The sequence below is a fragment of the Xanthovirga aplysinae genome (genome assembly GCF_009711365.1).
In the GTDB taxonomy this organism is placed as follows: domain Bacteria; phylum Bacteroidota; class Bacteroidia; order Cytophagales; family Cyclobacteriaceae; genus Xanthovirga; species Xanthovirga aplysinae.
The window spans coordinates 1-10,345 of sequence record NZ_SMMB01001176.1 but is presented as its reverse complement, the minus strand read 5'-3'; the positions used below and the strand labels follow the sequence as shown (position 1 = coordinate 10,345).

General features: G+C 39.4%; 10 protein-coding genes. 2 read left to right on the top strand and 8 right to left on the bottom strand.

What is annotated here, in order from left to right; genetic code table 11:
• Together E1171_RS15615 and E1171_RS15610 are read left to right on the top strand one after the other, a co-directional pair.
• Positions 1 to 1,377, top strand: a 1,377-nt coding sequence (locus E1171_RS15615) for a hypothetical protein (protein WP_222931519.1), incomplete at its 5' end; no start/stop codon positions are given.
• Positions 1,378 to 1,507: 130 nt separating this feature from the next.
• The gene (locus E1171_RS15610) at positions 1,508 to 2,713 is read left to right on the top strand and encodes a glycoside hydrolase family 64 protein (RefSeq protein ID WP_155206979.1); all 1,206 of its coding nucleotides are present in this window, start codon (positions 1,508 to 1,510) and stop codon (positions 2,711 to 2,713) included.
• Positions 2,714 to 3,095: 382 nt separating this feature from the next.
• On the opposite strand, the gene hisIE is transcribed toward E1171_RS15610, so the two are convergent.
• From hisIE to hisG, 8 genes are all read right to left on the bottom strand, one after another.
• Positions 3,096 to 3,683, bottom strand: coding sequence for a bifunctional phosphoribosyl-AMP cyclohydrolase/phosphoribosyl-ATP diphosphatase HisIE (hisIE, locus tag E1171_RS15605; RefSeq protein ID WP_155206978.1), 588 nt, complete (start codon positions 3,681 to 3,683; stop codon positions 3,096 to 3,098).
• Positions 3,680 to 4,432 (bottom strand): imidazole glycerol phosphate synthase subunit HisF, encoded by a 753-nt coding sequence (gene hisF / locus E1171_RS15600; RefSeq protein WP_155206977.1) that lies wholly within the window; start codon positions 4,430 to 4,432, stop codon positions 3,680 to 3,682. Before hisF ends, hisIE begins: the two co-directional genes overlap by 4 nt.
• 15 nt (positions 4,433 to 4,447) lie before the next feature.
• Entirely contained in the window at positions 4,448 to 5,167 is a 720-nt protein-coding gene (gene hisA / locus E1171_RS15595; RefSeq protein WP_155206976.1) for a 1-(5-phosphoribosyl)-5-[(5-phosphoribosylamino)methylideneamino]imidazole-4-carboxamide isomerase, read from the bottom strand.
• Positions 5,168 to 5,263: 96 nt separating this feature from the next.
• A complete protein-coding gene (gene hisH / locus E1171_RS15590) occupies positions 5,264 to 5,851 on the bottom strand; it encodes an imidazole glycerol phosphate synthase subunit HisH (protein ID WP_155206975.1) in 588 nt (195 codons plus the stop codon).
• The gene (hisB, locus tag E1171_RS15585) at positions 5,848 to 6,948 is read right to left on the bottom strand and encodes a bifunctional histidinol-phosphatase/imidazoleglycerol-phosphate dehydratase HisB (RefSeq protein ID WP_155206974.1); all 1,101 of its coding nucleotides are present in this window, start codon (positions 6,946 to 6,948) and stop codon (positions 5,848 to 5,850) included. The genes hisH and hisB overlap by 4 nt, the downstream gene beginning before the upstream one ends.
• Entirely contained in the window at positions 6,923 to 7,978 is a 1,056-nt protein-coding gene (hisC, locus tag E1171_RS15580; RefSeq protein WP_155206973.1) for a histidinol-phosphate transaminase, read from the bottom strand. Before hisC ends, hisB begins: the two co-directional genes overlap by 26 nt.
• Positions 7,971 to 9,263: a histidinol dehydrogenase gene (gene hisD / locus E1171_RS15575; protein WP_155206972.1), complete on the bottom strand. Its 1,293-nt coding sequence runs from the start codon at positions 9,261 to 9,263 to the stop codon at positions 7,971 to 7,973. Before hisD ends, hisC begins: the two co-directional genes overlap by 8 nt.
• Before the next feature lie 20 nt (positions 9,264 to 9,283).
• Positions 9,284 to 10,135: an ATP phosphoribosyltransferase gene (hisG, locus tag E1171_RS15570; protein WP_155206971.1), complete on the bottom strand. Its 852-nt coding sequence runs from the start codon at positions 10,133 to 10,135 to the stop codon at positions 9,284 to 9,286.
• Between the last annotated feature and the right edge of the window lie 210 nt (positions 10,136 to 10,345).

Genomic DNA, 10,345 nt, shown 5'->3' with positions numbered 1-10,345 from the left:
TTTTTAGACATTATGCAATCATTTAGTCGAAACACATTAGGAAGATTTTCAGCCTTCCTTATGGTGCTTTTTTGTTTTGCTTTTAATTCTCATTCGGGTTGGGCACAGAGTGGAAGTGATCCGGAGGGAGATTTTAGTTATGAATTAATAGGAGGAGAATCTCCACAAATGATTTTTAAACCAGGATATGCTGGTGTTGGAGATAATATAGTGTTGATGTATTATCAAAAAGGTGGTGCTAGCGGTAACTTTCCTGGATACCAAATGCAAAGAAATTCAGATGGAAATTTTACTTATCCACTAGATATCACTGCTGGAGAAACTATTAGCTTTTATTTTACCTATAGTGTACCAGAAGGAGGGGAGAGAAATTCCTTAGATAATATCCAGACCGTTACCTATCAGGGTGCCCAAGAACCAGTATTGTCTCGAATACAAGTTCAAGGCCCTGCGTCTGCAATAAAAGTAGGAGAAACTTTCCAGTTTACTGCCACGGGTTATAATGATTTTGATCAGGAAACAGCTATATCTCCCAATTGGACTGTAAGTGGAGGAGGAAGTATTAGCAATAGTGGATTATTCACAGCTTCTGAGGCAGGCACTTTTACTGTGCGAGCCAGTAGTGATGGAGTGTCTGGAACCAGAGCTTTTACTGTGGAGGCTGTTCAGCAACCAACTGATCCAACAACTGGAGTTTGTGAAGGAGCGGGCCCTAACGGGGATTATTCTTATGAAGTAAGTGGAGATGATAACCCCACTATAACTTTTAAGGCAGGTCGTCCGGGTGTTGGAAATCAAATAGTTTTACTATATTATACTGTAAATGGCGGTAGCCAGCCTTACCCAGGTTATCAAATGACAGCAAATGGTGATGGTACTTTCAGTGCTCAACTAAATGCTGTAAGGGGTCAAAGTGTTCATTTCTATTTTACTTATAGTTTACCAGAAGGAGGGGAGCGAAACTCTATGAATAATGAGCATGTCATTACTATTGGAGAATGTGATGGACCAACTGATCCTGGTACTGGAACCCCTGTTCTTTCGAATATTGTAATATCTACTCCTAGCAGTCCTTTAGCGATTAACCAGAACTATACTTTCACAGCCAGGGGAATTGATCAAAATGGAAATGAAATGAACGTTAACTTCGAGTGGAGTGTGAGTGGTGGAGGACAAATAAATGCTCAAACTGGAGCTTTCACAGCATCAACCAGTGGAAGTTTCACAGTTACAGCAAAAAGTGGAGATGTTTCCCGTACTGCATCATTTAGAGTAGGAGAGCCTACAAGTGGCGGTGGCGATTTGCCTGATTGTGAATTATTCAAGCAGCTGATTAATAAACCTGATGCAGCTAGAAATAGGTCCATTTTTGATTAAGAGGATACATTAAGAGTGTAATAGGGATTTATTGTTTTCTGATCTCATCTGGTGTGTATGTGGGACAATAATCAATGAAACCTTAACTATTTAAATAAAAAAATTAGAAAAATCTCAAGATTAAAATATTATGAATCCATTATTAAAACGTTTAGGCTTTTTCGTCTTAGTAGGACTGGTTTTTGCCAGCTGTCGGACGGATTTTGAAGAGGAAGTTGCTGATGAAAACAGTAACATGATGGCTGCTAACCTCAATGGAAGACTAAATTTAAAGATGAGCAATGGTACCAATGGAACTTTTGCGGATAACCAGGTTTATTATGCCGTTACTGGAATAAATAATGCCGGTCAGTTTTGTTATGTAAATAAGGCAGGGGAACTGATTCCCATGTCAGAAGATGATAACGGTCAGTTGATGAAAGATGGAGAGGGTTATAGTAACTACTTCATGACATTGGAAGAGGCGTCAGAATTGTCAGTTCCTTATTTGACTTCTGGTCGTATTTTTATTGGATTGGGATCTCCCCTTTATATTAAAGTGATCGGTAATGGTTTTGCAGGACCTAACTTTTCTAATCCTAGCGATCCAAATATTGATGTTTATATCGAGTATGTTGAATTTACCTTCTCAGAAGGTGGTTTCTGGGGTAATACAACCCAGGTAGATCAATTCGGATTCCCATTAACGATGCAATTAGTCAATGAAAGTGGTATGACCCAGACTGTAGGGATTACAGAATCCAGAGATAATATCTTCCAGGCGTTTGAATGTTCAGTACCGGAGGAATTTAAACAATTGGCTACCTTGCAACCTGCTCGAGTATTGGCTCCAATCCAGGGAGGATTTAATGATAACGAACAGCATGGAAATTATTTCGATTCTTATATCGACAAGATGTGGGAAAAATATAGAAATGAGGATCTACTAATCGATGTTAGAGGCATTAATTATAGTGGTAGAATCATTAATGATGTTTTGACATTTACTCAGGTAGGAACTACAAGTCCTACATACACAGTAAGAAAACCTACTTCTCCAGAAGTATTCCGTTGTGATGGGGTATTTAATGAAGGAACAGAACCTCAATTGGGTATTCAGGCTTACGTTGGTGCGGCTTTCCAAAGACAGATTATGGGCGGGGGAGCCAACTGGCCAAATCCTGAAACCTGGTATGCGGATCGTTCAGAAAAAGCCAATTATTATGCTCAATTCTGGCATTTCTTTGGAATTCAGGAATTTGCTTATGGATTTCCTTATGACGATGTTTGGGAGCAAAGTACTTTGGTGCATGATACTAATCCAAGAGACTTGAATATTAACATCACTTGGAATTAAGGAGGTTTTCGTAAGAAAAAGTTAAACGAAAATATATTCCTTATTAAATCCCTATTTCTTTTTTCTGAAATTTGAGAAAGGAATAGGGTTTTCTTCCGAACCTAAAAGCCAATTTAAATCGGAAGATGATTAGGGGAGAGGTAAGGAGTTGGGAAACTGACTTCTTAAATCCCCCTTTTTGTTCCTTTTGAAAATAGGCCTTAATTTGAAATTTTAAGCTATTTACTATTTTTTCTGCAGGGAAAAGAAGATGATTTTTATTCAAATTTCAGGAAGAAGCCCTTCTCCTTCTCAAACAAGAAAGTTTACAAGAACTAGGCACAATCAACCCAGCCTCTTTCAGATTCACGCTTCATTTTTAACTCATTACTTTTGACCATAATTACTTATGTCTCTCCCTTAAAACCCGCTCAATGTCGGTCAAAGAAAAGCCTTTTTCTCTCAACAAAACTAAATAGTGGTACATCAAGTCTGAAGCCTCATTTAAAAACAGCTCATCATTATTGTCTTTTGCCTCAATGACCAATTCAACTGCTTCTTCTCCAACTTTTTGCGCAATTTTGTTGACTCCTTTTTTAAAGAGGGAAGTGGTATAAGAGTTCTCATCAGGATTAGCTTTACGTTCGGCGATAATAGCATCCAATTGATGCAAAAAACCTTGAGCATCCTCTTCTTCAAAACAGGTTGTACTTCCGGTATGGCAAACGGGTCCAGCTGGTTTTACTTTAATTAAAAGGGTATCGTTGTCGCAATCTTCCTTTAGGGACTGTACAAAAAGGAAATTACCCGAAGTTTCTCCCTTTGTCCATAAGCGATTTTTAGTACGGCTATAAAAAGTTACTTTTCCTTCCTTTACTGTTTTTTTGAGGGCTTCCTTATTCATATATCCCAACATCAACACTTTTTGACTTTCGGCTTCTTGAATGATTGCTGGTACTAAACCGTTTACTTTTTCAAAATCAATGTTCATCGTAAAGGGATGTTTTGTTTTCTTAAAAATTGCTTTAATTCAGGGATTTTTACTTCTCCAAAGTGAAAAATACTGGCGGCCAGGGCCGCATCTGCATCGGCTATTTTAAATATATCTTGAAAATGCTCTCCATTTCCCGCTCCACCCGAAGCGATAACCGGAATATTCACAATTTTCCCGATTTCTTTGGTTAACTCTACAGCAAAGCCATCTTTTGTCCCATCATTTTCCATGGAGGTGAGTAAAATTTCTCCAGCTCCCCTTTTTTCGCCTTCTTTGGCCCATTCCAGGGTTAAAAGTTCTGTGGGTGTGCGGCCTCCATGTACATAAACGCGCCATTGTCCGTCTATTAATTTGGTGTCAATGGCTAAAACCACACATTGATTACCGAATTCACAGGCAATTTCTGTAATCAGTTCAGGCCTTTTTACGGCCGAGGAGTTAATACTTATTTTATCGGCTCCGGCCTGCAATAGAGCTGCAACATCACTGACGTTGTTAATGCCACCTCCTACGGTAAAAGGAATATTTATTTCTTTAGCAATACGTTCGACCAGTTTTACTAAGGTTTTTCGTTTTTCTACTGTGGCGGTGATATCTAGAAATACTAATTCATCTGCACCCTGATTTACATAGGCTTTTGCCAGTTCAACAGGATCTCCTGCATCTCGGATATTGACAAAATTAATGCCCTTGACTGTTCTTCCATCTTTTATATCCAGGCAGGGTATTATTCTTTTCTTTAGCATAAGTTATTTGCTGTTTTAAAGCACGAAGCTTTTCAGTTCACCTAATTTGATATGTCCTTCATAAATGGCTTTTCCAATGATGGCACCATCTAACCCCATTTCCTGTAATTGCTCCAAATCCTGTAGCTTACTAATTCCCCCACTGGCAATCAATTTAAGCTCAGGGTTTTGCTTTAAAATTTTGCTATACAAATCAAATGAGGGGCCTTCCAGCATACCATCCTTTGAAATGTCGGTGCATATCACATATTGTATGCCCTCTTCTTGATAATTGCTTATAAAATCCCCTATTTCCAGTCTAGTGTTTTCCTGCCAACCATTAATAGCTACTTTTCCTTGGTGGGCATCAGCACCCAGAATAATCTTTTCAGGCCCGTGATAGGCAAGCCAGCTTATAAAAGTACTTCTATTATTTGCTGCAATACTTCCACCAGTAATTTGTTGGGCCCCACTTTCAAAGGCAATGTGCAAGTCATCATCGCTTTTTATCCCTCCACCAAAATCAATATGTAATTGGGTTTTACTGGCAATTTTTTCCAGGACCTTCCAATTGACAATGTGTTTCGTTTTTGCACCGTCTAAGTCTACTAAGTGAAGGAATGAAATTCCAGCCCCTTCGAATTCTTTAGCCACTTCCAAAGGGTCTTCATTGTATATGGTTTTCTGTCCGTAATTGCCTTGGGTTAGTCGGACACATTTTCCTTCAATGATATCTATGGCTGGGATGATTCTCATGATAATAATTTAGGAATTTAGCACTAAGAATTAGAAGTGAACGTAAATGGATCACAAAGTCAGCCCATTTTACTTCAGTTTTTCTAATCCATTTTATTAGTTTTTTATGTTTAAAAAATTTTGTAACATTTTTTGACCGATACCTGCAGATTTTTCTGGGTGAAACTGTACCGCATAAAAATTATCTTTATGTAGTGCAGCACTAAAAGGGAGCAAATATTCTGATGTGGCCACGGTTTGTGCTCCGGTTTCTGCATAATAGCTGTGGACAAAATAAACGTCCTCATCACTGGAGATTCCTTGGAATAATTTTCCTTTGCAAGAGGTGAAATTATTCCAACCCATGTGAGGGACTTTCCCTTTTTCCACTGGGAATTTTCTGACATTCTCCTCAAATATGCCCATTAATTCGCAGTTGCCTTCCTCACTATGATTGCACATAAGCTGCATGCCTACACAAATTCCTAAAAAAGGTTGTCTTAGGTTTTTTAAGACCTGATCCAAACCCCTCTCACGAAGGTAATTCATGGCACTGCTGGCTTCTCCCACACCTGGGAAAATTACTTTGTCTGCTTGGCGAAGAAGTTCCGGATCATCGGTAAGGACCGGTTCTACATTTAGTCGATTTAAAGTATTAGTCACTGAGCGGGTATTTCCCGCATTATATTTTACAATAGCAATCATAAAACTCCTTTTGTGCTGGGTACTGAAAAATTATCCGTTTGTTTTATGGCCATGCGGATTGCTTTGGCACAGGCTTTATAAATAGCTTCTATTTTATGGTGTTCATTTTCTCCCTCTGCTTTAATGTTTAAGTTACATTTCGCAGTATCACTGAAAGACTTAAAAAAGTGGGAAAACATTTCTGTCGGCATCTCCCCAATTTTTTCTCTTTTAAAATCAACTTCCCACATCATCCATGGACGTCCTCCAAAATCAATGGCTACCTGTGCCAAACAATCATCCATTGGTAAAAGAAAGCCATATCGTTGAATGCCTTTTTTACTTCCTAAAGCCTGAAGGAAAGCTTCTCCCAAAGCCAATCCTGTATCCTCTATGGTGTGGTGCTCGTCAATTTCCAGATCTCCACTGACGTTTATATTCAGGTCTATTCCTCCATGGCGGGCTAGTTGATCGAGCATATGGTCAAAAAAGCCAAGCCCCGTAGAAATATTTGATTTTCCTGAACCGTTAAGGTTAACTTCCACCATAATTTGGGTTTCGCTGGTTCGACGTTCTATTTTACCTTTTCTTGGCTGCCCTTGAAGAAATTGGTAGATGTCTTTCCAATTTTCTGTAGTGAGGGCAGTAGGAAGGGTTTTATCATCGGAAATATAAATGGCCTTGCAGCCCAGATTTTGAGCTAGCTGTACATCGGTATAGCGATCACCAATAACATAGGAGTTTTCAAGGTCATACATTCCTTTCTCTGCTCCTTTTAAATAATGGGTAAGCATTGCCGTACCAGGCTTTCTACCTGGAGAATTATCTTCCGGGAAAGAAGGATCGATTAATATTTCAGAAAAGTGAATACCCTCGCCCTCCAAAATACCCAACATTTTATTTTGGGCTGGCCAAAAAGTTTCTTTCGGAAAGGAGTCGGTTCCCAAACCATCCTGATTGCTGACGATCACTAACTCAAAATCCAGTTCATTCGCAATTCGGGATAAGTTCGTAATGACCCCAGGTAAAAATTCGAGTTTTTCCAGGCTGTCGATTTGCTCATCTTCTGGTTCTTTAATAATAGTTCCGTCTCTATCTATAAAGAGTACTTTCTTCATTTTCAATGGCTTTTAATTGGTTAATTAATCGCTGATTTTCTTCCACTGTTCCAATTGTTATTCTAAGGCAATCGGCCACTTCATGGCTTCTGTCCCGAACAATGGTTCCAATGGCTGATAGTTTTTTGTATACCTTTTTGGGATCAGTGAACTGGACCAACAGAAAATTGGTATTAGAAGGCCACACCTTGACCACTTGATTTAAGGTTTGTAGTTGGTCATTTAGTTTTTTTCTTTGTTCCAGGATTTTCGCCACCTCTCTGTTTTTCTGCTCAATTTGCTTGAGTTTCTCTATTGCCAAATTTTGACTTAGGGTGTTGATGTTGTAAGGAGGTTTAATTTTGTTCAAAATGTCCAGGATTTCCTGACTCCCAAACGCCATTCCCAATCGGATACCAGCCATTCCCCAGGCTTTACTAAAGGTTTGGATAATGAGTAGGTTAGGAATATTCCTTATTTCCCCCAGCATACTGCCCTCAGAAGCAAAGTCAATATAGGCCTCATCGACTACTACAATTCCATGGAAGTTTTCCACTATTTCCCTGATTGCCTCTCTTTTAATTAAATTCCCACTTGGGTTATTTGGGGAGCAAATGAATATCAATTTTAAGCATTTATCCCTAAGCAAAGGTTTTATTTTAGGTATATCGATTTGAAAATCTGCTGTTAAAGGTACACTTTCCAGAGCTACTGCATTTATTTCAGCAGATACCTTATACATCCCATAAGTAGGAGGAAGAAGCAGTGCTTTATCCCGGTTAGGCTCACAAAATGCCCTGAATAGTAGGTCAATTACTTCATCACTGCCATTACCCAGGAAGATATTTTCTCTCGGAATTCCTTTAATTGGAGAAATTAAGGCTTTCACTTCTTGCTGGTAAGGATCGGGATAACGATTCACCTCACTTTGAAAAGGGCTTTCATTGGCATCCAACCATATATCGGCTTCCCCCTTGAAGTCTTCACGAGCACTGGTATAAGGTTTGAGCGCTAGAATGTTTTTTCTGGTTATGGATTTTAAATCAAACATAATTTTGCACTGCTTTTAAACGTAAAGACATGGCATTTTTGTGTGCATCTAGTTGTTCGGCTGCTGCCATTTGTTCAATGGCTGGACCAATATTTCTAATCCCTTCTTCGTCCAATTGCTGAAAAGTAACTTTCTTAAAAAAGCTGTCCAATGAAACTCCACTGTAGGATCGGGCAAATCCATTGGTAGGCAACGTATGATTAGTTCCGCTTGCATAATCTCCGGCACTTTCGCAGCTATAATTCCCCAAAAATACACTGCCTGCATTTCGCACGGATTCGGCCAGTTTCATGGGGGCCTCCGTGGCAATAATCAGGTGTTCCGGGGCATAGGTATTGCTAAAGTCCATGGCTTCTTGGAGAGAATTCAGCATTACTGCTTTACTTTTCACTAATGCTTCACTGGTAATTTCCTTTCTTGGCAAGACTTCCAATTGCGTCTCTACTTCTTCAAGAACTTTTTGAATAACGGTTTTGCTGTTTGAAGTTAGGATTACTTGACTATCAGGGCCATGTTCCGCCTGACTCAATAAATCCGCTGCCACAAAAGTAGGATCACTGCTTTCATCGGCGATTACCAGAACTTCACTTGGGCCTGCCGGCATATCAATGGCTACTCCTTCTTGTTGGACTAATTGTTTGGCCGTAGTCACATACTGATTTCCTGGACCAAAGATCTTATAGGTTTGAGGAATACTTTCCGTTCCGAAAGCCATGGCGGCAATAGCTTGGGCTCCTCCTGTTTTATAGACTTGATCAATGCCTAATAACTTTGCGGTATAAAGAATAGCAGGGTGGACCTTAGCATTCTTACCTACAGGAGTACACACCACTATTTCCGGACATCCGGCCAACTTTGCAGGAACCCCTAACATCAGCAAGGTAGAGAAAAGTGGGGCGCTTCCACCCGGAATATAAAGGCCAACCTTATCAATAGGAATACTTTTTCTCCAACATTTTACTCCCGGTTGGGTTTCTATGGGCTTCTCATTTACTTTTTGAGAAGCATGGAACTTTTTAATATTTGTAAATGCTAGTTGGATAGCCTGTTTCAAATCATTAGAAAGTTGTGCTTCCGCTTTCTGTATTTCGGAAGCACTCACTCGTAATTGTTCCAATTGAACCTCGTCAAATTGTTTACTGAAAAACTTTAACGCCTGATCTCCCTTTTCTTTTACTTCCCTAAGGATATTGCTTACATTGTCTTTCAATTCCTTTTGATTTTGGACCGGTCGTTGGCATAAGTCATCCCAAGTTTGTTTTGGGGGGTATTTAAAGAATTCCATCCTGTATCTCTGCTTTGAACTCAAATAATCATTTTTTCTATTGGTACTACAAGGATTCCTTCCGCACCATAACCTTGTAAATTATCGATGACTTCCCAGAATTCATCTTCTTTTACTACACTATGAATACTGCTCCAGCCTTCCCGGGCAAGAGGAAGAATGGTAGGGCTTTTCATGCCAGGAAGAATATTGCAGATTTCTTCCACGGCTGAATTAGGGGCATTTAGCAGAATATATTTGTTTTGGTCTGCACTTTTCACCGCTTTGATGCGGAAAAGAAGTTTCTCCAGAATTAGTTGTCTTTCTTCACTTAAATTAGGGGTGGCAATCATTACTGCTTGGCTTCTCATTAGGGTTTCTACTTCTTTTAAGCCATTTGTCATTAGGGTGCTTCCTGTACTCACAATGTCGAAAACCCCATCCGCCAAACCAATACTGGGTGCAATTTCTACACTTCCACTTATTTCTTCAACTTCTGCATTCACCCCCAATTTATCCAAATGCCTTTTGAGGATTTTGGGGTAACTGGTTGCTATCTTTCTTCCTTCAAAGTATTGAATCCCCGTATAGTTTACCTCTTTGCTAACGGCCAAGCTAAGACGGCATTTGGCAAACCCCAGCGGTTGAATAACTTCTACCGCTTTTTCTTTTTCCAGGATTCCATTTTCTCCTAAAATCCCTACATCTACCACCCCATCCGCCACATATTGAGGAATATCATCATCTCTAAGGTACATTACTTCCAGAGGGAAGTTTCTAGCCTGAGCTTTTAGTTTTTTGTTGCCATTTTCCACCTGAATGCCACATTCTTTTAACAGGGCATTACTTTTTTCACTGAGGCGTCCGCTTTTTTGGATTGCAATTCGAAGCATTGGAAAGTTTAAAGTTTTTTAGGTTATACAATTCAAACCAATAAAAAAGGCCTACCGGTTATCGGTAGGCCTTAAGTACTTTTATTTTTATTTTTTTGGGTACTACAGCATCACCTCTTACCGGAATGTCGGAAAGTGTTACAATGATGATGAAAATGAGTACCTCTGTTTGTCATGATATTTAATTTTGTTGGCAAGGTATGCAGTAAA